Raw genomic sequence first — 25135 nt, 5'->3', positions numbered from 1 at the left:
CGACATCATGTCGATCGTCTCCGACCGCAGCCACAATCCCGACCTCACCTTCGTGAGCGGACCCGTGACGGGAGGCGGACAGGTCTCGCTCTCGCAAACCGGCATCCTAACCTTCGATCCCAACGGCGCCTTCAACAACCTGACGAAGGGCCAGTCCGCCACCGTTTCGCTCGATGTCCGTGTTGAAAGCGCAAGCAGCAACACGATCTTCATTGTGCCGGTGGAGTTCGTCGTCACAGGTGCCAACGAAGTCCCGGTCGTCATTGATGGTCATCTGGACGCCGTGGAAAATGGCGCAACCGTTGCCATGAAGCTGATGAGCCTGGTGAAAACGACCGGCCTGGATGATGGCCTGGCGCCGACATTCGCGATCGTCGAGCAGCCCGAGAAGGGCTTGGCCAGCATTGCGAACGGCCAGCTGGTGTTCAATCCGGCCAAGGGGTTTGATGACCTCGCAAAGGGCGAGAGCCGCGATGTGGATGTCACCGTGCGCGTGACCAATTCGCAGGGTGAAACCGCGGATGCAACGGTCACGGTGACGGTGACGGGCATCAATGACGCGCCGACCATTTCGGACAAGGCGCTGAAGATCACCGAGAGCGCCTCGGCGACAATCGACATCGCATCGCTTGCGGGGGATGTCGATTCCGATGACAACGCAAACACCCTCACCTATGCGGTGACAGGCGAACCGAAGCTCGGCAGCGCCTCACTCAAGGGAACCACGCTTTCCTTCGAGACGGGCAGCGCGTTCGAGAGCCTGTCGAAGGGCGAAACAAGGTCCGTCGAGATTGATCTCAGCGCAACCGACAGACATGGGCTGTCGGGCAAGGGCACGGTCACGATCACCGTGACCGGGGAAAACGATGCGCCTATCCTTTCTGCCGGCCGCCTGAGCGCGGTCGAGGACGGGGCAAGTGTCGCGCTTGATCTGGCAAAGCTCGCCTCCGATATCGACACCGATGATGACGGCAAGACGCTGACCTATTCGATCGTCAAAGGCCCGCTCGAAGGCACGGCAAAACTCAGCGGCACATCGCTGATCTTCGATCCCGGCCAGGGCTTCCAGTCGCTTGAAGACGGCCAGACCCGCGATGTGACCGTTGTCGTGCGCGCAACCGACAGCCACGGGGCGTCAGCGGACGCGACCGTCACGGTTACCGTGACCGGTCAATATGACGGCGAAACCTTGCTTCTCTCCGATATTGCCACCGGCGAAGGCGGGTTCAGGATCGTTGGCGAGCGGGCGGGCGACATGGCCGGTCTTTCCGTTTCGTCGGCAGGCGATTTCAACGGCGACGGGTTTGATGATTTCATCATCGGTGCGCCGGGCAATGATGCGACCGGCGGCCCAGGAGATCTGCCGGCGACCTTGACGGATCACGGGGCCGTCTATGTCGTCTATGGTCAGCAACAACGCCCGGACCAGATCAATCTGGATGACATTGCCGCCGGTCGCGGCGGCTTCAAGATCGTCCCAGGTTCCACGATCGTGAGAGACCCCTTCGGAAGTCCTGCCATATCCCCCGACGCCAATCATTTCACCGGCATGTCCGTGGCAGCGGCCGGAGATGTCAATGGCGACGGGTTTGCGGACATCCTTATGGGTGGGCCCGGCAGCACCCAGCTTCGCTTTGACGGCGATACGTTTGTTGCGAACCCCGGCGTCGGCGGCGCCTACGTCATCTTCGGGCAAGCGAACACGATCGGCTCGGTCAATCTGGACGACATAGGCGACGCTGTCTCCGGCTTCAGGATCGAAGGCGAGTCGGTGCAATCGCTATCCGGTCCCTTTCCACAATCTGTAACCGGCATTTTCGCGGGCATGGATGTTGCGTCCGCCGGCGATGTCAACGGCGATGGTCTTGATGACCTCGTCATTGGATCGAGAGATGGGGCCTACATCGTTCTGGGACAGGCTGGGGAGACGACGGTCAATCTCGATGCCGTTGCTGACGGGATAGGCGGTTTCAAGGTTACGTTTCCGTCATTTCCAGGGTCTGCCAATGTCCTGGGAGGGGTCACAGTCTCGGCCCTCGGCGACATTGACAAGGATGGCTTCGATGATGTCGCGGTGGGGTCACATTTTGGCATCTCCAGGATCATCTACGGATCTGCCACGCTGGGCGCCTCGGGCAGTCCGGCCATTTCGAGCATCACGGTGGAGGGCGCCTCTCTTCGACCTGACGAAACAATTCCCTCTGCCGAGAGATCATTGATCACAATCTCCGCCCTTGGCGACATAAACGGCGACGGGATCGATGACTTCATGGTCGGTGTTCCGTCGAATGCCGAAGGCGGCGCGCAGGCGGGGGCAGCCTATGTCGTCTTCGGGCGCGAGGGGGTCAGAAGCGATCTGTCGCTGACAGACATCGCCAACGGCATCGGCGGGTTCAAGATCACCGGCGAGGCCGCCGGGAACGCCGCCGGCATATCGGTCGCCGCCGCAGGCGATCTGAACGGCGATGGCTTCACCGACCTGGTGGTCGGCGCCTCGACCGACAGGAACCTTCCACTGTCCCAGCTTGGCCTCAACCTTCTCGACGAGGCGGTCGCGCAGGCCGGAAGCGGCGCCGGCAGCGCCTATGTGGTTTACGGCACGGCCCATGCGCCCTCGGAAATCAATCTCGACACGATTGCGCTGGGAATTGGCGGCTTCAAGCTCGTCGGCGAGGCCGGCGGCGATCATGCCGGCATCGCGGTTGCGTCTGCCGGAGACATCGATGGAGATGGTTTGGGCGATCTGCTCGTCGGGGCCAATCTCAATGATGCGGGTGGCGCGGATGCAGGCGCCGCCTATGTCGTCTATGGCGGCTTCTCGCTGCCCAACGATACCGACCATGCGCATATCGCCGGCGATCTGGACGGCGATGTCATCGGATCCCGGGTGGAAACGGCGACCGGCAGGCTCACCGCAACCTTTGCCGACGGACGAAGCGAAGGCTTCGTCGCAACGACGCGACAGGGCGATTACGGCAGTTTCACCCTGCTGGCCGACGGGTCGTGGACCTACCGGCTCGATCCGGAAAATGCATCCGTCAAGGCGCTGACCTTTGGCAAGACGCTTGCCGAGAGCTTCAAGGTCATGGCCGAAGACGGCTCGGCGATTGCGGCAGTGGCCATAGACATCAAGGCTCCGCCGCCGGTGACGGGCGACCTCACGGCGTCCCTGATCGAAGACTACCGCCTCACCGCGTCCGGAACGATTACCGCGCAGGGCACGGCTCAGTTTGTCCCGCTCTTGCAGGTCCAGGGCGTTTTCGGGACCTTCGACCTGGCGGCAGACGGGCATTGGCACTATCAACTCGACCCCTTCAGCGACGCTGTACAAGCCCTGCTCCCCGGCGATGATGCCATCGAGCGCTTCGCCGTTGCCACCACCGATGGCGCGGGTCTTGGAACCGTGACCCTGCATATCGACGGCACATTCGACTTCTCGACCTTCGGCGGCGACCGGACCGCCAGCATCAGCGAGGATGCGCCGGGTGCTGCCGGCACCGTGAAGGCCATCGACCGCTATGCCGGCGCGCTGGAATATCTCGCGAAAGATGTTCAGGGCGTCTACGGGACATTCCATCTGGGCTCGAACGGCGCCTGGACCTACGACCTCGACAACGACAAGGCCGCCGTGCGGTCGCTCGCCACCGGTGCAACACTCACCGAGCAATTCGTGGTCTCAGAAGCAGAAGGGCGTTTCACGCAGGCAGTCTCCATCCAGATCACCGGCGCAAACGACGCACCCATCGTCACCGCGATCAATGCCGGCACGGTCGGCGAGGATGACGCCATCGTCACGATCAACCTGCTGGCGGGTCAAAGCGACGAGGAGACGACCGCATTGTCGGCGGTTTCCATTGCGGTGAAGGACAATCTCGGTCATGCCGTGACGTTTGTGGACAACGGCAACGGAACGATCAGTATCGATCCTGCTCAGTTCAATGCTCTGCGCAATGGTGAAAGCCGGACGCTCACGGTCAGCTATGCCGTATCCGATGGCACCACCAGCACGGCCAACAGCGCCACGCTGACGGTCAACGGCTTCGCCGATCAGACCACGCCCCTTGCCAATGACGACACCATTTCTGCCAACGTGCAGACCGGTGAATTCCTGGTCAATTCGGAGCTCGCAAGTGATCAATTCGGCCCCGCAGTCACAGCGCTTTCAAACGGCGGCTTCGTGGTCACATGGATTGCTCATGATTATCCGGGTAATTTTCCAGACTTTTCCAGCATCAAGGCGCAGATATTCGACGCAGGCGGGATGGCTGTCGGCGCGGAGTTCCTCGTCAACGCACAAACCAATACATACAGGGAAGTTCCGGCCATCACGGCGCTCACGAATGGCGGCTTTGTCATCACATGGCAGAACGATGAGCAGGTCTTCAACCGAGCTGCGACCGAGATCAGGGCGCAGATCTTTGCCGCCGACGGATCGCCTGTCGGCAAGGAATTCCTCGTCAACAGCCAGACCAACGACACCCAGCAGGCGCCCGATATCACCGCCCTGACAGGCGGCGGCTTTGTCATCACATGGCACAGCTACGATGGCGTGGAGGATCAATCCGAGTTCGGCGTCAAGGCGCAGATATTCGATGCAGGTGGCGCCCCCGTCGGCGATGAATTCCTGGTCAACACACGGACGGACAGCAACCAGACCTCGCCTGCGATCACGGCATTGTCGACTGGCGGATTTGTCGTCACATGGGAGAGCCATGACGGCATCGACGATGCGTCCGACTACGAGATCAGGGCGCAGATCTTTGACGCCAATGGCGCGGCCGTCGGCGCTGAACATCTTGTGAATACGCGAACTGCCAACGGCCAGTTCGAGCCCGATATCACGGCCCTGTCGAACGGCGGCTTCGTCATCACATGGACCAGCGACGACCATGAAACCGACACGTCCGGTTATGGCATCAAGGCGCAGATCTTTGACGCCCACGGCAACGCCGTCGGCAGCGAGTTCATCGTCAACAACCAGATGGCCGGCGACCAGACAAAACCGGCGATCACCGCGCTTTCGAACGGCGGCTTCGTGATGGCCTGGGAGAGCAGTGATCGTGTGGATGACACATCCGGCCTGGGCATCAAGGCGCGTCTTTTCGACGCCAATGGCACGCCTGTCGGCCGGGAATTCCTGGTCAACACCGACACGGAGTCCTCGCAACGGCACCCGGCCATCGCAGCACTGGCGAACGGCGGATTCGTCATCACCTGGCAGGGCCTCGACGCATCCGCCTCCGGCGTCAAGGCGCAGATCTACGATGCGCAGGGCAATCCGGCCCGCGCTGACTTGTCAGCAGGCACGGTTCACACGATCACCGTTGCAAGCCTGCTTGGCAACGACACGGATGGCGATGGCGACACGCTGTCAATCACCGGCGTTTCACCGACCAGCGCCTTGGGTGCGGCGGTGGCGCTGAATGGCGATGGCACGATCTCCATCGATCCGAGGAGCGTCACGGCTCTTCAGGCGCTGGGGGCCGGCGAGCGGCTTGCCGACACGTTCACCTACACAATTTCGGACGGCCATGGCGGAACGGACACCGCGACCGTGAACCTGACATATCGCGGCGTGAACGATGCACCGAACGTTGTCGCAATCGACGCCGGCGCCGTCAGCGAGGATGACACGGTTGCCACGATTAACCTGCTTGCCGGCCAGACCGACGCCGAAAGCAGCGCCTTGTCGGTGCGAGATATCACCGCCATCGACAATCTCGGCCACACGGTCGCCTTTGTGGATCACGGCGACGGAACGATCGGCATCGACCCGGCGCAGTTCAATGCGCTCGACTTTAACAGTTTTCGTGACATCACCATTGCCTACACCGTCAGCGACGGCGTTCTCGACGTCGCGAACATCGCAACGCTGAGGGTCCAAGGTTATAACGATGCGGCCGAGATTACCGGGACCATAACAGGCATGGTCCGCGAAGATGGCCAGCTGAGCACTTCGGGACGACTATTCGCGAGCGACCCCGATGTCGGGCAATCGTCCTTCGACACACAGTCCCTGTCTCCCGGCCTTTATGGCGGCATCACGATTGATGCCGATGGCAGCTGGACCTATCAGCTCGACAACTGGCGGCCCGAAGTGCAGGCCCTGAACAACGGTGACGTGCTGACCGATGAAATCTATATCCCGACGGTGGATGGAACGATGACGATGATCACCATCGCCGTCCAGGGAACAGATGAACCGGGCGTTACCGTCATTGAAGCTCCGGCACAGATCCTGCTTTCCAGCCTTGCCGGCAGCCCATACGGCTTGAAGATTGTCGGTGGCGCCTTTGGCGACCGAGCCGGCTATTCCGTTTCGTCAGCGGGCGATTTCAATGGCGATGGCGTTGATGATCTCCTTGTCAGCGCCATGTATGGAGGCGATTTCGGCGGCCGCGTCGCTGCTTCTGCGGCCATGGTTTCGGATGGCGGAGGCGGACAGGATACGGCTTTCGTCCTGTTCGGCGGATATTCCCTTGGCGGTACGATAGACCTTGCGGATGTTGGCTTTTCCATTGGCGGCGTCCGGATAACAGCCGAAAGCGATACGATCCAGAATGGCATCACCGTCGCATCTCTGGGCGATTTCAATGGCGATGGCCTGGATGATATCGCAATCGGCGCGCATAGCGATCACGAAGCCGGCTATTCCGCCGGCGCTGCCTACATCATTTACGGAACGACCGAAGCGCCTCAAACCCTGCAACTGTCTGAAATCGCTATCGGCCATGGTGGCTTCAAGATCTTGGGTGAGAATGATTACGATACGGCTGGCACATCCGTCTCCGCCGCCGGCGACATCAACGGCGATGGATATGCCGATGTCATCATCGGCGCACCGAACAACAGTTCGACAGCCGACTATTCCGACAGCACCGGGGCCGCCTATGTCATTCTCGGTTCCCGAGACCGCAACTCAACGCTCGACCTGCAATTGATGCAGAAGGGAAGCGACGGCTTCAAGATTGCCGGAGAGGAGCCCTATCAGCTCGCAGGCTATGCGGTTTCTTCCGCCGGCGACTTCAATCAGGACGGATATGGCGATTACGTGATCGGCGCCTATGGCGGCTACAGCAATGGCTTCTACAAGGGCGCTGCCTATCTTGTTTATGGTTCAGGCAACAGCATTTCGTCCATAGATCTTGGAGGACTTGGTTTCGGTGTCGGCGGCTTCAAGATTTCGGGTGTCGCGGAATTCGACGAGACGGGTTTTGCTGTTGCTGCGGCAGGCGATGTCAACGGCGACGGGCTGGACGATTTCCTGATTGGCGCCCCGTTTGACGCTCCTTATTACGGGATGGTCGAGGGCGCGATGGCCGGCAAGGCCTATGTCGTCTATGGCCGGGGCGATGTGCCTTACGGTGTCGATCTTGAACATATGACGCTGGGGACAGACGGCGGCACGCGTAGCGCTGGCCTCAGGATCATCGGCGAGGACGATCTCGACCGGGCAGGCGTGGCGGTTTCATCGGCGGGCGACATCAATGGCGACGGGCTCGCCGACATTCTGGTCGGGGCACCCGGCAATGGTGAAGGCCGCAGCGAGGCGGGTGCGGCCTATGTGATCTTTTGCGAGAGCGAGCGCACCGGCGACATTCATCTGAGCGACATCGCGGCCGGCAAAGGCGGCTTCAAGCTCGTCGGCGAAGCTGCGGGCGACGTTGCCGGGTCGACAGTGGCGGCGGCCGGAGACGTCAATGGCGACGGCTTCGACGATCTCCTCGTCGGCGCCAGGGGCAATGATGTGACCGAAGGCGATGACAGGGGAGCGGCCTATGTCCTCTTCGGCGGGGCCTATCTCGGCAGCCAGGACTATCGAGGCACAGAGAACGACGATACGATTTCAGTATCGAACACGGCTTTCACCAGGATTGACGGCAAGTCGGGCTTTGACACTCTTCTCGTTCAGGGCACGGATATGATGCTCGATTTCACCAAGCTGGCGCAGGATCGTGTGTCGAGCATCGAGATGATCGACATGACCGGCCACGGCAACAACAGCATCAAGCTGACAGCCGAAGATGTGTTCGACATGTCGCAAGCCATCGACGGCGACACGACGAGCCTCGTCGTCAGGCTGGACACCGGCGACACGCTCGACCTCTCCGGGGACGGCTGGACCTCCGGTGGAACGAGGGTCGAGGGCGGACGCACCTACGAGCTCTTCACCAATTCCATTCTGGGGCTCCACAACGTGGACGTTCTGGTCGGTCGGTTCGAATACAATGTCGACTGAGCCAACCCGGGAATATCCTTTCTATGGTTCTTCACGGGGGTGGCGTCTGCGCGCAGAAACGCGAACAGCCCGCTGGTTTTCACCTGGCGGGCTTTTTCGTTGTCTTGCGTATTGATTGTTTGGTTGCGGGGGCCTGATGGCGCAGAGACTTGTCAATTCGGCCGGTATTTCGGCTTATTTACTAGCAGGCACGAATTGGAAACCAGCTTGAGGCAGCCCGAACGGCAGGAATGCGCCCCCATTTGAGACGTTAGGCTTACAAAACAATAGCTCAGAAGCAGCCGTTCGCTGTATAACTGTTCAAGTGCTAAACGCCTCAGATTTCCTGTGTAGGCTATTGCTGGTGAAACAATCTGTTACCTTTTCGACACAAACTGGCTCCAGCCGTCTGCTACATGACGGGGCTTCGCTAGTATCGGACCCGCGGAGACAACAGCCTTGGATGCCTTGCCCGAAATCCTGATTGTCGATGATGACGGTCAGATCCTGATCCTGGTTGCGAAGTTCCTGCGGGCGAACGGGTTTCGAGTCCATACCGCACGAAATGGCGTCGAGATGGCCGAGACACTGAAACAGGCTGCGGTCGATCTGATCGTGCTGGATCTCATGCTTCCGGGAAAGAACGGTTTGGAGATCTGTCGCGACCTGCGCCGCAGCTCCTCCGTCCCGATCATCATGCTGACAGCCAAGGGCGACGACACGGATCGCATCATCGGTCTTGAGGTTGGGGCGGACGACTATCTGCCGAAACCGTTCAATCCGCGAGAGTTGCTGGCGCGGATTGGTGCGGTGTTGCGGCGCAGCCGTGGTCTGGGCAGTCCGTCCACGCAGCGCGCCCGGCGAAGCTTCCTCTTCGCCGGCTGGACGCTCGATACCCTGAAGCGCGAACTCACCGCGCCAAGCGGTGTCGTCGTGGATCTGTCGACGGGGGAATATGATTTGCTGCTGGCCTTCCTAGAAGCACCGCAGCGGATTCTGACGCGTGAATTCCTCCTGGACGCCGCCCGCAATCGCACCATCGAAGGCTATGATCGATCGATCGACGTGCAGGTGAGCCGTTTGCGCCGGAAGCTCGATGGCCGTGAAGATCTGATCAAGACGGTGCGAGGTGCCGGATATCTTTTTGCGACGGACGTGACCCGTGCCTGAGATCCGTATCCGGCACTGGTGGCAGTCAATCGATAGCCTGCGGTTGCGGACGGCACTGGTTGTTCTGTTCGGCGTCTCGCTGGTGCATTTCGGCAGCCTGTTCACCTATCACCGGAGCCTGGAACAGGAACTGGACCTGGCAAACGAAGCCCGGCTTGCCGACCAGCTTCTGACAATCAAGCGAGCGGTCATGCGTGCGCCTGTCGAGGAACGCGAGGATGTGGCCCATGATTTCTCAGGCGGCTCCATTGTTGCTCATTGGGGAGCAACGCCCTATGCAGTTGCCGGCGGGACTGGAGGGGAGAACTGGGAGCCGCTCAGGCGAAATCTTCGGACGCTCGCACCTGAGATCGCGGAGGACGGCCTGATCATCGGGCCCGAGAACCAGGCAAGTGACGATCCCCATCTGGCGGTTGTGTCGATCAAGCTTCCAGACGCGACCTGGATCAACGTCAATCTCGTTGCATGGGACCGAAAGGCCCCACCTCCGGGGAGTATGCTGGTTTCGACGACATTGATGGCCGTCGGGGCGATTATTGTTTCCATGCTTCTGGTGCGCTGGTTCACCCGCCCGCTGGCTGCGGTCGCCGCCGCCGCGAAGGATTTCTACCGGGGCAAGACGGTCACCGCCGTGCCGGAAACAGGGCCGCGAGAGGTGGTCGAGCTGGCGGTTGCCTTCAACGACATGCAGCGTCGCATCGAACGCCTGATCGAAGACCAGACCCAGGCGCTTGCGGCCGTTTCCCACGACCTCAAGACTCCGATCACCCGCTTGCGGTTCAGGGCCGAGGATCTGGCCGATGGAGCCGTGCGCGCGGCGATGGCGGAAGACTTGACGGAGATGGAGCGGATGCTCGATCAGACCCTGTCTTTCCTGCGCGGCGATCGCCGTGACGAGGAGTTGAAGTCGATCGACATCGTCGCGATTCTGGAAACCCTGATTGATGATGCCGTCGATCGGGGCGCTTCGGTCGAACTCACCGGCAGCGCCCATGCCATTATCATGGGGCGGCGCCTTGCCTTGAAGCGCGCCTTTGCCAACCTCGTCGAGAATGCATGCAAATATGGCGGGCAAGCGCATGTCGAGGTGACCGATCGCGATACTGAAGTTAACATCAAAATCCGTGATGCGGGCCCCGGTATTGCTGCAGAGGACATCGAGCGGGCGCTGTCACCCTTTGTTCGGCTTGAGCCATCGCGGAACCTGGAAACGGGGGGCTTTGGGCTGGGACTGCCGATCGCTCAGGCCATTATAAACGGCCATTTCGGGAGCCTGCGGCTTGATAACGCCGACACGGGCGGGCTGATCGTCAGTATCACACTTCCAAAGGATAGCTCAAAACTGTCCTGAAACATTCTGTAACAATCTGGACATCGCTGGACAAAGACGCGGAGCTACACCGGAGCAAATCAACTCGTTCTCAGGTTTGCGATGGTCGACCGATTCGCCTCTGTTCTCACTGGCTTTACTCTCCTTCTGATCGGGTGGGCCCCATCGCCTGCCTTTGCCCATGAGGGACATGATCATGGCGCGCCGCCTCCGCCGGTCTCAGCGACGATCGCGCCACGTGCCGATGCGTCGACAGTCGATATAGAACTGGTGGCCGTGGCGCGCGGCGCGCGGCTGGAGATCTTCCTCGACAGCTTCAAGGGCAACGAACCGATCAGCGGCGCGTCGCTGGAGATCGACAGCCCCGCCGGCACGATAAAGGCGGAAGCCATGGGAGAGGGCACCTATGTTGCAGCAGCTCCCTGGCTGGCGCAGTCCGGAACCTATGATCTCGCGATCACTGTCATGGCAGGTGATCTCTTCGATGTGCTGACCATCACAATGGTAATCCCCGAGAAAGCAACCAGCGTGGGGTCGGTGGCAGCGACTGATGGCTTTCCGGTCAGCACCGCGTGGGTGCAAGGTGTCGGGGCACGGCTGCTGCGACCTGACCTGACGCTGCTGGCCGTCGGTGGCGGCGGAGTGGTGCTCGGCCTTCTGATCGCCTTGCTGTTTCGCCGCCGCAAGTCCACCGCCACGGTCGCTGCCATCGCGGCAATCCTGATTTTCGCGGGAACGCCCAAATCGTACGCTGCCGGCCCTGCACTGCCCGGCATGCAGGCCGCCGAGCGGGACGTCGCCCAGCGGTTTGCGGATGGCTCGATCTTCGTGCCTAAGACCACACAGCGCATCCTCGCGATCCGCACGATATTCACGGAACAGGCCACACATGCGGGGACCGTGGAGCTGCCGGCGCGGATCATTCCCGATCCCACGACATCAGGCTATGTCCAGGCATCCGTATCAGGAAGGCTTCTGCCGCCCTCCGGCGGCTTCCTCCAACTGGGCGCGCGGGTGTCTGCCGGAGACGTGCTGGCGCTCGTACAGCCCTCCGTCGGTGCCGCCGACCTGACAAGCCAACAGCAGCAGGCCCGCGAACTCGACCAGAACATCATGCTGGTCGAGCGCAAGCTCCAGCGCTTCGAGCAGCTCCAGTCCGTGGTGGCGCGTGCCGAGGTCGAGGATGCGAGGCTCGAGCTCCAGGGTCTAAAAGCAAGACGCGCCAATCTTGAACAGGCACCCATGGCCGCGGAGAAGCTGATTGCCCCTGTATCGGGTGTGATCGCCGCAGCCCAGGCGGTCGCGGGTCAGATCGCCGAACCCAATACAGTCATCTTCCAGATCATCGATCCAAGCCGCTACTGGGTGGAGGCGTTGAGTTTCGAAGCCCATTCCGTGACGGGGACGGCGCGAGGCAAATTCATGGATGGCAGAACCGCGACGCTTAGCTATCGCGGCAGCGGTCTGGCCGATCGCAATCAGGCGATCCCGATCCACTTCAGCGTCGAGGAGAACCCCGAAGGCATCCGCGCCGGGCAATTGCTGACCGTGCTCTCCTCGACCATGGAGAAACGAACAGGCATTGCTGTCCCGCGCACCAGTGTCCTGCGCGGCTCGAATGGCCAGTCCCTCGTCTACGAACACACGAATGCGGAGCGTTTCGTCCCAAGGGAAGTCCGCACCGAGCCCCTGGACGGCGACCGTCTGCTGGTTGTCTCGGGTATCGAAGCCGGCAAGCGCATCGTCACACAGGGTGCCGAACTCCTGAACCAGATCCGCTGAGGCTGTTATGTTCAACTTTCTCGTCACCCAGTCGCTCAGGAACCGGCTTTTCGTCCTGGCGATCGCCGCCGTGCTGATGATCTATGGGGCATTTACGGTCACGCGTTTGCCTGTCGACGTGTTCCCGGATCTCAATCGGCCGACCGTCACCATCATGACGGAAGCCGAGGGGCTTGCACCGGAGGAGGTCGAACAGCTCGTAACCTATCCGCTCGAGTCCCAGATGAACGGGCTTCCGGGGGTAAGCCGTGTGCGCTCCACGTCAGGCGTGGGTCTTTCGATCATCTATGTCGAATTCGACTGGGACACGGATATCTATCGCAATCGGCAACAGATTGCCGAGCGCCTGTCGCTGGTGCAGCCGCAACTGCCTGCCAATGTCGTGCCGCAGATGGGGCCGATCAATTCGATCATGGGTCAGGTGATGCTGATTGCCGTGACCGGGCCGGACAAGGTCTCAGCCATGGAGTTGCGAGAACTGGCCGATTTCACCGTTCGGCCGCGTATCCTGAGCATCCCCGGTGTGGCCCAGGTCATTCCGATCGGCGGCGAAGTCAGGCAGTATCGCGTCTCGCCCAATTCGGCCGCCATGCGGGCGCTCGGCGTGTCCTTCAAGCAGATCGAACAGGCGCTGGCGCAGTTCGGTTCCAACACCGGCGGCGGCTTCACGGACCAATACAGCCGCGAATTCCTGATCCGCAATGTCGGCCGCACAAAGAAGATCGAGGATCTGGCAAGCGTCGTGGTGGCCAGCGTGGCCGGGCAACCCGTCCTGCTGCGACAGGTCGCAGAGGTGGCTTTTGCATCGCGCCAGAAGCGAGGGGATGCAGGCTATCAGGGGCAGTCTGCTGTCATAGTCTCGGTGGAGAAGCAGCCGGATATCGATACCGTGAAGCTCACACGCGAGGTCGAGGCAGCACTCAGCGAGATCGGTGCCACCTTGCCGGCAGGCGTGAAAGCCGATCAGGTCCTTTTCCGGCAGGCCAATTTCATCGAGACCTCGATTGGAAACGTTCAGAAGGTTCTGGTTGAGGCCATCGTCGTCGTTGCCATCATTCTGTTCGTCTTCCTCCTGAATACAAGGACGACCGCCATCTCGCTGACGGCGATCCCCGTTTCCATTCTGGTGTCCGCGATCCTCTTCCATCTGATGGGTTTGTCGATCAACACCATGACGCTTGGCGGTCTGGCGATCGCCATCGGCGAACTGGTCGACGATGCGGTCGTCGATGTCGAGAACATTTTCCGGCGGCTGCGGGAGAACCGAGAGAAGGGCAATCCGCGGTCAGTCTTTGACGTCGTCGTCTCCGCGAGCCAGGAAGTCCGCTCCGGCATCATCTATGCCACGATGATCATCGTTCTCGTTTTCGTGCCGCTGTTTGCGCTTTCCGGCATCGAAGGACGGCTCTTCGCGCCGCTTGGCCAGGCCTATATCATCTCCATCCTGGCTTCGCTTGTGGTGTCGATCACGCTCACCCCGGTCATGGCCTATTACATGCTGCCCGGCCTGAAGCGTCTGGACGAGCATGAGGGCGTGGTCGTCCGGGTCCTGAAACGGGCAAACCGCCGTCTTCTCAAATGGTCTTTCGGCCATCCGAAGATCCTGATGACGATCGTGCTTACTGGCGTCGTTGCGGCAGGCCTGTTTGCCACGCAACTGCCGCGCTCCTTCCTGCCACCCTTCAATGAGGGCACGCTGACGATCAACATGCTGTTCAACCCTGGCATTTCGCTTGCCGAGAGCCACCGGGTCGGCCTGATCGCAGAGCGATTGATCATGGAGGTGCCCGAGGTCGAGCAGGTCGGTCGTCGCACCGGCCGTGCCGAGCTCGATGAACATGCGGAAGGCGTGCACGCATCGGAGATCGAAGTGGCCCTTGCGGCAGACGGAAGGAGCAAGGACGAGATCATTGCGGACATTCGGTCGCGACTTTCGGTCCTGCCTGTCGCTACCAATGTCGGCCAGCCGATTTCCCACCGGCTCGACCACATGCTTTCGGGCGTGCGCGCCCAGATCGCGCTCAAGATATTCGGCGAGGATCTCGACAGCATTCGCGGCTTTGCCGAGGAGTTTCGTGGCAAGCTGGCGGATATCCCTGGTATCGTCGACCTGCAGGTGGAAAAGCAGGTCCGCATCCCGCATCTTGAGGTCATTGTCGATTACCGCCGCGCGGCCCTTTACGGCATCCAGCCGGCGGCCGTGACCGAGCAGCTCGAACGTCTGTCGAACGGAACGATTGTTTCCCGCATCATTGATGGCAACAAGCGGTTCGATGTCGTGCTGCGTCTTGAGGATGAGACGCGCAGCACCAAGGGGCTCTCGGATATGCTGATCGAGACGCCTGCAGGCTGGATCCCCGTCAGCCAGATCGCCGAAGTCCGCGAAACGGATGGTCCCAACCAGATCCTGCGTGAAAACGGCAAGCGTCGCGTCGTCGTTCTCGCCAATACCGACGGCGAAGCGGACATGGCCAGGGTCATTGCCGACATCCGCAATGTGATCGCGCGCTCCACACTGCCGCCCGGCTTCTTCGTCAGCCTCGAAGGCACCTTCCAGGCGCAGGAGGAGTCGATGAGAACCATCGGCCTCCTCTCGGTCATCTCGCTGGCCATGGTGTTTGCGATCCTCTATTCGCGTTATCGCTCGGTGCTCTTCGTCTCGATCATCATGGCGAGCGTGCCGCTGGCATTGATCGGATCGGTGACCGCGCTCTGGATTGCCGGCCAGCCGCTTTCCGTGGCCTCGATGATCGGCTTCATCACGCTAACCGGCATTTCCACCCGCAACGGCATCCTGAAGATCAGCCACTACATAAATCTGGCAATCCAGGAGGATCTGCCGTTCGGCAGGGATCTTGTGGTACGGGGCTCGCTCGAACGTCTGACACCCGTCTTGATGACGGCCCTGTCGGCGGGCGTCGCCCTCATTCCGCTGATGATCGATGCCAAGGCCCCGGGCAAGGAGATCCTCCATCCGGTTGCCATCACCATCTTCGGTGGGCTTGTCACCGCCACGCTCCTCGATACGCTTCTGACACCGACGCTGTTCCTGCGATATGGTCGCAAGCCTCTGGCGCGTCTTGTCGAGCAAGCGCGTCGCCAAGTGAGCGGCGCGCAGCCGACGACCGGAGCACCCACCCGCACCATCGAAACCTTTTAGCCCTACCAGGAGAACTCCATGCGTCGCACTCTGCTTGCCCTGTCCATCGCCGTCATGGCCGCCTTTCCAGCCTATGCCCACGCACCCCGTCCCGGCCCGAATGGTGGACTGAAGGTTGACGCAGGCGCAAACCACCATGTCGAACTGGTGGTGTCAGGGACCACCGAGGTCAGCGTTTATATATACGATGCTGCGGATAAGCCGGTTCCGGCGGCTGGATATAAGGGGAACGCGATCCTGTTGGTGGATGGCGCAACGCAACGCTTCACCTTGTCTGCTGCCGATGGCAACCGCCTCACGGGGACTTCGCCCGTTCCGGTTAATCCGGGCGTCAAGGGTGCGATACAGGTGATCACCCTGGACGGGACCACCGCGCAGGGCAAGTTCTGATCGTTGGGGCCAATGATGCGGCACTTAAGGTGCCCAGCACCGACAAGGAAGGCACCCGAATAGCCGGTGCCCCCTTAACCAGGGAGATGAGGCTACAAGCCAAACGACTCCAGGATTGGGCAGGGGCCGCTTTTGCCGGATGAACATTCTGCTACTAGGCGCTCGACCGCCTCGCGGGTACGGTTCAGTTCGTCAATCCGAGCGTTGAGAGCCGCGAGGCGTGTCCTTGCCGCGTCTCGTCTCAGAGCATCTCAGGTGACTGCATTGATCGAATTCAAATCGTCCAAACGCGAACAGCCCGCTGGTTTTCACCTGGCGGGCTTTTTGGTTATATTTGATGTCGAGAGGTTGGTTGCGGGGGCCTGATGGCACAGAGACTTGTCAATTCGGCAAGCTTGTTGCGATGTTATTCCGTCGACAGCTTTTGCCGGATCTCTGCCTTCAGCACCTTTCCAACCCGCGAGCGTGGCAGGTCGGGCCAGACTTCGAGCTGTTTCGGGGCCTTGATGCTGCCGATCTGGGCCTTGACGAAGGCGATGAGGGCTTGGGCGTCGATCGTCTTGCCTTCCTTGGGCTGGACGACGGCGACGATGCGTTCGCCCCATTTGTCGTCCGGCAAGCCGACGACGGCGCAATCGAGAACGTCGTCATGCTGGGCCAGCGCCTGCTCAACCTCGACGGAATAGACGTTGAAGCCGCCGGTGATGATCATGTCCTTGGCACGGTCGACGATGTAGAGGAAATTGTCCTCGTCCAGATAGCCGATATCGCCGGTGTGATGCCAGCCATGGGCGAAGGTTTCCTCGGTCGCCGCCTGGTTCTTGTAATAACCCTTCATGACCAGCGAGCTGCGAAGGACGACCTCGCCCCGCTCACCTGCCGGAAGCAGCCTGCCTTCGCCGTCAATGATCCCCAGCCGCACGTGCGGGCCGGCGCGGCCGGCCGAACGCAGCCGATCCTCGGCAATCGATCCATCCGCGTTGTAATGGTCTTTCGGCGGCATGACGGTGATCATCATCGGCGCTTCGGTCTGGCCGAAGAATTGTGCCATGGGGCCGATGCGCGTGAGCGCCTCCTTCAGGCGCGCGACCGAGATCGGCGCTGCCCCATACCAGAAGCATTGCAGCGACGAGAGATCGGCCTTGTCAAGATAGGGACTGTCGAGCAGCATATAGATCAGCGTCGGCGGCAGGAATGTGTGGGTGATCCTGTGTGCCTCGATCAGACGGGCGAACTCGGCGATGTCGGGACGCGACATGACCACAATCTGGCCACCCAGCGCCAGAACGGGAAAGCAGAGAACGCCCGCCGCATGCGTCAGCGGCGCGAGCGCCAGATAGCGCGGCCTCCCCTCGAACGGATAGCCCATCAATGTCAGGGCCGACATGATTTCGAGATTCGTGTCGGTCAACATCACGCCCTTTGGCTTGCCGGTCGTGCCACCGGTTCCGGGGATCATGGCGACATCGTCGATCGGTTCACGGGAAAAGGGGCTGTCGTCCACACCGTCGATCCAGGCTTCGAGCGATATCGCGAAGGGGAGTTCCGCATCCAGGCAGACAGCCTGCGCGAGCTGCGGCAGATCCGGCAGCATCTTCTCCACCATCTCCGCAAAGGCGCTGTGAAAGATGAGGAAGCGGCAATCGAAATTGTCGAGGATGTAGCGGTTCTCGTTGGCTTCGTTGCGCGGGTTGATCGGGCACCAGACGGCACCCGCCCGCGAAATGCCGAAAACGCAGGAAAATGCGATGGGATCGTTTGCCGAGAGAATGGCAACCTTGTCGCCCGCCGCAATACCGCTTGCCGCGAGGCTGCGGGCAACCCGGTAGCTCAGCACCTGCACCTCGCCATAGCTGTGATCCCTGCCCGACATGGTCAGGCAGGGACGATCAGCGCCTAGCGATGCCCCGGTGTCCAGATAATCGATCAGACGCATCCGCATATCCATTGCCGTCATTCCTCAATACTTGTCGCCGGGTACCGACCCGTTTGCCCAACCGTGCCTGTCCGGAGCAGTACGGGCCTGTCCCGTTCTGCTCCGGACAGGCCCGTACTCAATAACCGGTGATTTGCTTGACAAAATCCCGGCGGCTTTCCCAGGGCATGCTGTCGACCTGGGTTGCAACACCTGCATCTTCCGGGGTCACGAACCAATGGACCTGACGCCCGTCCACCGCCTTGAGAACGGTTTCCGCCACCTGATCGGGTGTCACATTGACGCCGAGAATATCCACGGACTTCGCCTTGCTTGCGGCTTCGAGCACCATGGGTGTTTTTACATAGGCGACCATGAGGTCGCAGACCCATATGCCCTTGCCCTCAAGTTCGACATTCAGCGCTTCGGTCAGGCCGCGCACCGCGAATTTGGAGGACGAATAGACCGCAAGATCTGGAATGCCGTAAATGCCGGACACCGACCCCATCGTGATGATCCGTGCATCGCCATGCCGGGACAGATAAGGCAAGGCGGCTTTGGTCGAGTTGATCACGCCCTTGACGTTGACGTCGAAGACGGCGTTGAGACGATCGATATTCGCCTCCGCAAATGGCTTCATTTCCAGAAGACCGGCCGAATTGAAGATCGCCTTCAGCGCGCCTTCGGGGCCGACGAAATCGGCAAGCGCCGTCTCAATTGAAGCAAGGCTGGTGACATCAACCGTGTAGGCTTTCGCATGGCCCCCAAGCTCGGCCGCAAGTGCAGCAGCTGCGGCTCCATTGTTGTCGGCCAGTCCGACACGCCAGCCTTTTGCGGCGAAAACCGTTGCCGTGTGCTTGCCGATCCCGGAGCCCGCGCCCGTGATGAAGATCGATTCCATGGTTTTGTCCTTTCCTGCTTTAAAACTGGTCGAGGGAAGCCGAGGCATCCAAGATGCCCCGCCTTCCCCGCATTCAAGAGACTGAGACCGGCCGCCGCTTACGGCACCGGCCGGCCAAGCCAGTCACGGTAGAAGGTGTCGATGTCCGGCTTGAAGTCGTGGACGATGGGATATCCGGGCGGCACCACTTCCACCTCCAGCAGCGTGCCGGAGAGCGGATCGTAATATTCGCGAAGCTGCATCCATTCGGGATCGCAGCCCAGCTTGTCCGGATAGATCTCGTTGATCAGTTCCTCGGTGTCACGCACGAAAACCTTGGCGTGAAGCTTCCAGTTTTCATTCACGTCGCAATATTCATAGCCCCAGGTCGATTTGACGATGCGGCGGCCGTCGGGCTTTCGGACCACGAAGAGATGTTCGGCAAGTGGCAGCAGGATGGGATCGTCCCATTCCACGCTGTCCTGCCAGATCTTGACCATCTTGTCGAAGCGGTCCGCGTCCTTGAAGCCGCTGATCATGCCGTGCAGCTTCTCGAAGCTCAGCTTGCCGTCTTTCAGCTCCCGCAAGGTGTTGATGTCGTGGGATACACTCATGGTTATCTCCAATAGTTATCTGTACGGGCAGCGACTTCAGAACGAGAAGTCTTCGCCAAGGCTCCAGAAGTTGCGGAAATGCGCAGCCCAGCGCGACGAGAGTTTCATGGAACTCTGGTACATGGCGCGAACCGGCGCGTGGATATTGCCGGCAAGAACCCGCTCACGCTCACGCGCGATAAAGTCCTTGGTGTCGACGGCACGCTCGAGACGACGCTTGCGCATCGCGGCGCGTTCGGCCTGCGTCGCCGCCACATCGGCCTGCAGCCTGCCATCGGCCCCCTTGGTCAGCACCACGCCGTAGATCGGCTTGGCAAAACGCTCCAGAAGTTCACCGCCGTTGACATCGGCAGCGACCGAGGCCGGATCGCGTTCAAGCGGATCGCCCAGACCCGGACCACCGCGCTGGACGGAGGTGTAGAGGTCATATTCGCCGAAGGGATGCGGGCCGGTCATCTGGTTGAGGTCGAAGACCTCATCGCCCTTGACCATGGCGCTGATGGCACTGTTTTCCGGGTCGCCGTCAAGCGTCGGATAGGGAGCCTTGCTGGCCGTCAGTTCCTTCATGTTGGAGTTATGGACATTGTGGCGATAGCCGGAATTGCCCGGATAGCCGCCGAAGACGCCGGCGGACGAGAAGACATGGCCCTCACCTGCACTGAACAGGATCTGCGACTGCGTCTTGAAGAGCATGCGCAGACTTTCAGCCCCGCAGCCACCGCGATACTTGCCGGCTCCCGACGTGTTGGCCTTGCGGCCACGGCCGAGATAGAGCAGCGGTTCGAGATGTTCCCAGGTTTCGACCTCGCCCATGTCGCCTTCCGGGTTCCACATGGCGGCGCATGTCGCCTCCCCGTCCTTGACATAGGCTGCACCCGTGCCCTGGCAGGAGATCTCGAAGTTGGTGAAGGCCGACGGCTGGCCGAAGTGGTTGATGCCACCACCCTGCAGCAGGTTCCAGGTGCAGGGATAGGAGGCGGAAATCTCCTCCAGATAGCCACGCGCAAAGTAAGAGCGCGCGAGGCTGCGCACGAAGCCGGTGAAGCTCGGGATCAGGAAGAACCAGGTGAGCGTGGTCGAAACCTTGTCATAGTCCGGATTGCACCACGATCCCTTCGGCAGTTCGATGGAGGTGGCATAATAGGCCCCGTCATTGATCTTGTCCGAGTTCCAGAGCGTCTGGGTGAGCTGCACCCACATCGCGCCCTGCATCGGTGACGGCGCGCAGTTGAACGAGTGATAGTCCCACTGGTTCGCCCCGTCGAAGCTCAAGCCAAGATGCCCGTCACCGGTGATCTTCATGCGCAGCGGCGCATGCATCATCGTGTCCTTGCGGGCCAGAGGATGGACCGTCTCGTCGTTCTTCCAGGGCAGATCGATGAAGGTCGGGGCTTCGTATTCGCCGGGAAAGCCCATCTGCTTGACCTTGCCGATCAGCGTGCGGCGACCTTCCTCGACCGCCTCGCGGATGAAGGACTTGTAGGTGTCGAGGCCGACTTCCTCGATCGTCCGATAGACCTGCTCGCGCACCAGCTGGCAGCCGGTGAGACGGGTCTTTTCGTCCAGCACCCAATACATCTCGGCGCGCACGTTGTCGCGGCAACGCTGGAGATAGTCCTCGTGGAAGAGGTCGTTGGTGCCGACGAGTTCGGCCGAGACGAGCAGGCCGTCGCCATAGCGGTCGGCATGGCCGTAGCACATGGAGCCGGGCTGGATGCCGCCGACATCGATTTCATGGGTCACGCCGCCGGCCCAGCCGATCAGCTCGTTTTCCCAGAAGATCGGGATCAGCGTATGGACGTCGGCGGTGTGAACATCGCCGATCATCGAATTGTTGTTGCAGAAGACATGGCCCGGCGCGATGCCCGGATTCTTCTCGTAATTGTTGCGGATCATATATTTGATCGCATCGGCCATCGTATGGACATGCACGATGATGCCGGTGGAAAGCGCAACGGATTCGCCCTCCGGCGTGTAGAGCGCGAAGGACAGCTCGCCGATTTCCTTCACGATGGGTGAGGCGGAAATGTTGAGCGCTGTGGAGCGCGCATTTACGAGGCCGCCCCGCAGGTGCGAGAAGATCTTCTCGTACAGGATCGGCTGGCCGTTGCGGATCTTCAGGTCCTTCAGGCCCTGATAATGGCCGGTGCGCTCGAAGATCTCGTCGGACTCCGTCAGCATCTGCCGGAGCGTCTTGCCTTCCCAGCCGATATTTTCGATGCGGCTGTCAACAGTTTGCAGTTTGTTCAACATGTTGGTCGTCCTTTCCGGTCAGTCTTCGAGATGACGCAGGTGGAAGATGAGGTGCTGGTCGAGCCGGGCTTCAGCACCGGGCGGGACCATGAATGTCGTGGAAGAGGCCTCGATGACGGCCGGACCGGTGATCACATTGCCGGGCAGAAGCTCGTCCATGTCGAAGATACGGGCATCGTGCCATTTGCCGTTTCGGTAGATCGGACGGATTTCCTTGAGGGCATCTTCCGTTGGCTCCGGACCATGCAGCGGGAAGTTCGGCAGCGCCGGCTTCATCACCTTGACCACGCCGCGTACCAGAACGTTGGTGACGAGGTAGCCGAGCTCTGGCGATTTCGCCGAACGGGAGAATTCCTTCGAATAGGCCGCCTCGAAGCGTTCGATGATTTCGCGGATGTCATCAACCGAGCGGATCTCCTGGAAGGGCAGCTCGATTTCCACGTCGTTGAGCTGACCGACATACTGCACGCGCAGGCAATGACGGTACTCGATCTGGGCAGCATCGACGCCGGACTTGGAGAACTCGTCCTTCACCTTGGCACGAAGCCCCTCCCACCCGGCATTGACTGCGCCGGAAAGCAGGTTGAAGCCCTGTTCAAAGGCAGCCGGCGCCAAATCCGGGCTGGCCGTTGCCACATTCACCGTGCGGTCGAGACGATATTCGAAATCGGCGCAGGCGCAGCCGAAGGCCGAGAAGCCCGCCGCCCATGCCGGAACCAGAACATCGGCGAAGTTCAGGCCCTTGGTGTAGCCGGCGACATGCATCGGCCCGCCACCGCCATAGGAGAAGAGCGTATAGTCTTCCGGCGAATAGCCCTTGCCGAAGACGCGGGCATAGACCTCGTTGCGCAGGTGGTTCTCGAAGAGCTGGAGAACGCCTTCTGCCGCGTCATAGGGGTCGAGACCCAGCGGATCGGCAATACGCTCCTTGATCGCCTGATAGCTGCGCTCCTTGTTGAGGATGACTTCGCCACCGAGGAAGTTGTTCGGGTTGAGATTGCCGAGGATGATGTTGCAATCCGACAGCGTCGGCGTATCGACGCCGCCCTGCTCGAAGCACATGCCGATGCGCGACCCGGCACTGTCCGGCCCGAATTCGATGCGCTTTGAGATCGGGTCGAGGCGAACATAGGAGCCCGTGCCGGCACCGACCGAGTCAATATCGACCAGCGGCAGCTTGAGCACGAAACGCGCCATGTCCGGCTGCGTCTTGGTGGTGAACTCGCCGCCGGTGATCAGGCCGAGGTCGAAGGATGTGCCGCCGATATCCGAGCAGACAATATTGCCGATGCCAAGTTCTGCACCGAGATGGCGCGCGCCGACCATACCGCCGATGGGGCCGGAAATGAGCGTGCGGGCAAGCTCGCGGGCTTCCGTCGAGATCGTGCCGCCATGCGAGGCCATGACGCGCAGCTCGAACTGCCCGCCGAAACCCTTCGCACGATTGGCGATTTTCTGGAATTGGCCGCGCGACGGTTCGGCAGCATAGGCCTCGATCGTCACGGTGTTGAGCCGGGCAAAATCCTGCATGACCGGATAAAGCTCGGAAGAGAGATAGATCGGAACGCTCTTGCCCTTGCGCTCCATGACCTTGAGCGCGGCCTCCTTGACGGCATTTTCATGCGCGCCGTTGACATAGGAGAACAGCAGGTTGACGACGATGCCCTCGACATCCATGTCGAGCAGTTCGGCGACAGCCGCTTCGGCCTCGTGTTCATAGAGCGGGATGGCTTCCGTGCCGAAAAGGTCGATGCGGCCACGCACACCCTTCATCCGCTCGCGCGGGACCAGGGGCTGATTGTGACGATGCGTCAAGACCTTCAGACGGTCCTGATACGAATAGCCGAGATAGGTCTGAATGCCGCGCTCGAGCTGGAAATAATCTTCCATACCGGCCGTCACGATGACGCCGAGACGTCGACCTTTCCGCTCCAGAAGCCGATTGAGCATCGACGTGCCGGAATAGATGCCGGTCGCGACTTTCGGAAACACCGCTTCCGGGGATTGCCCCCATTGCGCCAGCGCGTCCTCCACCGAGCGGCCGAAGCCGATCGATTCATCGGCGGGCGTCGTCTGCGCCTTGCCGACGACGAAGCGTCCCGTATCATCGACGAAGAACGTATCCGTCATGGTGCCACCGGCATCCATGGACATGATGAATTGGTTCATTGTTGAAAAGCCTCCCTTTTGCCAGACACGGGAGAAAGTGCGCCTCGCTGCTCGCACGACGACGAAACGCCCTGCGACCATGACAAAAAAACGCGAGCCTCCTCCCAGAGACGGAGCCGGCGATCCGCAAGGCTCCTCCCTCACAATCCCGGCATGGAAAGAAGACTGTCAGTTTGACGGCAGACGATATTGAACGATCGGGTTACCGATTTTGTACAATCTGACCTTACGGAAGGGGGCTGGATAAAGAAGAAGGGAAATGTCCGGGGGCGTATCAGTACCCGGCAGGCTTACGCGCGGCGCAGGTTTCCGGGCGTCTGGCCTGTCGCCTTTTTCATGACGCGGGTCATGTGGGCCTGATCGCTGAAGCCCGTGAGGAAGGCGATCTCGGCAAGAGAAAGACGCGTGTCCTTGATCAGCGCCATGGCGCGATGCACGCGCCGCATCAGCACGAATTGCCAGGGGCTTTGCTCGAAAGCCGCCTTGAAACGACGCGGAAAGGTGTGTTCACACAGGCCTGCCGCATTGGCGAGATCGGCAAGACTGAAATTCTTGGCGAAATTGGCCTCGATGAAGTCGATGACGCGCTGGCGTTGCGCACCCGTCAGTGTCACCCCGGCATCAACGGTGTCACGGCTCGCCCTGTCACAGATGTGATGGTTGCGCAGCACCTGAAGGGTCAGCGCCTGAGAGAGAAGATCCGTCAGAAGCCGGGACCCGGAGGCGACATTCCGCAATTCGGCTTCAAGCGCATCGGTCAACGCCAGCAGCGAAGGATCCTCGATGCAAAGATCGTCAATGGCATGGAAGTGGCGATATTCGCTCTCGAAGGCGCGCAAAGCCATTTTCGACATGAGGTCTTTCGAGAGATAGAAATGCGAAACCTCGATATTGCCGTCCCATTCCCAATCGGAGGAGCGGTCTACACCGAGAAGCGATATCGCGCCTGGCTTCACATGGGTTTCGCGCCATGTCCCGTCCACACGACGGCGCATTCGCGTTTGTCCGCGTCGGTAGACGACCATCAGGATGCTGTCGATGCCGGGAGCCGAAACAGTCGAAGCGCCATAGTCTATGTCGCGAAAGAAAAGGCTGCGGCCCGCCGCATCGCCGGCATCCGCCTCAGCAACGATCTCACCCGGCGCGAAACGAATGACATCTTCAGGCCGGATGCTCTTTCGCAGATCAAGCTGCGAAGTCAGTTCCACCATCATATCCTCCCGCGTCCGATCTCCCGATCCGGGCTCCTCCCCG

General features: G+C 60.8%; 12 protein-coding genes. 6 read left to right on the top strand and 6 right to left on the bottom strand.

What is annotated here, in order from left to right; translation table 11 throughout:
• Positions 1-7: 7 nt before the first annotated feature.
• The 6 genes from LQK84_RS22745 (at position 8) to LQK84_RS22720 (ending at position 16050) form a co-directional block, all read left to right on the top strand.
• The gene (locus LQK84_RS22745; RefSeq protein ID WP_230831088.1) at positions 8-8239 is read left to right on the top strand and encodes a VCBS domain-containing protein; all 8232 of its coding nucleotides are present in this window, start codon (positions 8-10) and stop codon (positions 8237-8239) included.
• A 438-nt stretch (positions 8240-8677) separates the two neighbouring features.
• On the top strand, positions 8678-9388 hold the full coding sequence (locus tag LQK84_RS22740; protein WP_230831087.1) for a response regulator: 711 nt from the start codon (positions 8678-8680) through the stop codon (positions 9386-9388).
• Positions 9381-10739 (top strand): ATP-binding protein, encoded by a 1359-nt coding sequence (locus LQK84_RS25285; protein WP_230831086.1) that lies wholly within the window; start codon positions 9381-9383, stop codon positions 10737-10739. The genes LQK84_RS22740 and LQK84_RS25285 overlap by 8 nt, the downstream gene beginning before the upstream one ends.
• An 81-nt stretch (positions 10740-10820) precedes the next feature.
• The gene (locus LQK84_RS22730; RefSeq protein ID WP_230831085.1) at positions 10821-12500 is read left to right on the top strand and encodes an efflux RND transporter periplasmic adaptor subunit; all 1680 of its coding nucleotides are present in this window, start codon (positions 10821-10823) and stop codon (positions 12498-12500) included.
• A gap of 7 nt (positions 12501-12507) precedes the next feature.
• Positions 12508-15660 (top strand): efflux RND transporter permease subunit, encoded by a 3153-nt coding sequence (locus tag LQK84_RS22725; protein WP_230831084.1) that lies wholly within the window; start codon positions 12508-12510, stop codon positions 15658-15660.
• Positions 15661-15678: 18 nt separating this feature from the next.
• Positions 15679-16050, top strand: coding sequence for a hypothetical protein (locus LQK84_RS22720; RefSeq protein ID WP_230831083.1), 372 nt, complete (start codon positions 15679-15681; stop codon positions 16048-16050).
• Positions 16051-16456: 406 nt separating this feature from the next.
• Here the strand turns inward: LQK84_RS22720 and LQK84_RS22715 are convergent, their stop codons facing one another.
• The 6 genes from LQK84_RS22715 to LQK84_RS22690 all read right to left on the bottom strand — a co-directional run bounded on the left by LQK84_RS22715 (position 16457) and on the right by LQK84_RS22690 (position 25092).
• A complete protein-coding gene (locus LQK84_RS22715; protein WP_230831082.1) occupies positions 16457-17998 on the bottom strand; it encodes an acyl-CoA synthetase in 1542 nt (513 codons plus the stop codon).
• Positions 17999-18104: 106 nt separating this feature from the next.
• The gene (locus tag LQK84_RS22710; protein WP_230831081.1) at positions 18105-18866 is read right to left on the bottom strand and encodes an SDR family NAD(P)-dependent oxidoreductase; all 762 of its coding nucleotides are present in this window, start codon (positions 18864-18866) and stop codon (positions 18105-18107) included.
• A 98-nt stretch (positions 18867-18964) separates the two neighbouring features.
• Positions 18965-19459: an acetone carboxylase subunit gamma gene (locus tag LQK84_RS22705; protein WP_230831080.1), complete on the bottom strand. Its 495-nt coding sequence runs from the start codon at positions 19457-19459 to the stop codon at positions 18965-18967.
• A gap of 36 nt (positions 19460-19495) precedes the next feature.
• Positions 19496-21712: a hydantoinase B/oxoprolinase family protein gene (locus tag LQK84_RS22700; RefSeq protein WP_230831079.1), complete on the bottom strand. Its 2217-nt coding sequence runs from the start codon at positions 21710-21712 to the stop codon at positions 19496-19498.
• An 18-nt stretch (positions 21713-21730) separates the two neighbouring features.
• Complete coding sequence (locus LQK84_RS22695; protein ID WP_230831078.1) at positions 21731-23881, bottom strand: hydantoinase/oxoprolinase family protein; 2151 nt, start codon at positions 23879-23881, stop codon at positions 21731-21733.
• Between the two features lie 290 nt (positions 23882-24171).
• A complete protein-coding gene (locus LQK84_RS22690) occupies positions 24172-25092 on the bottom strand; it encodes a helix-turn-helix domain-containing protein (protein ID WP_230831077.1) in 921 nt (306 codons plus the stop codon).
• Positions 25093-25135 lie beyond the last annotated feature (43 nt).

The sequence above is a fragment of the Rhizobium sp. C4 genome, assembly GCF_021026315.1.
In the GTDB taxonomy this organism is placed as follows: Bacteria; Pseudomonadota; Alphaproteobacteria; order Rhizobiales; family Rhizobiaceae; genus Ensifer_A.
The sequence above is the reverse complement of the archived record's forward strand: the minus strand, read 5'-3'. Positions and strand labels throughout refer to the sequence as shown.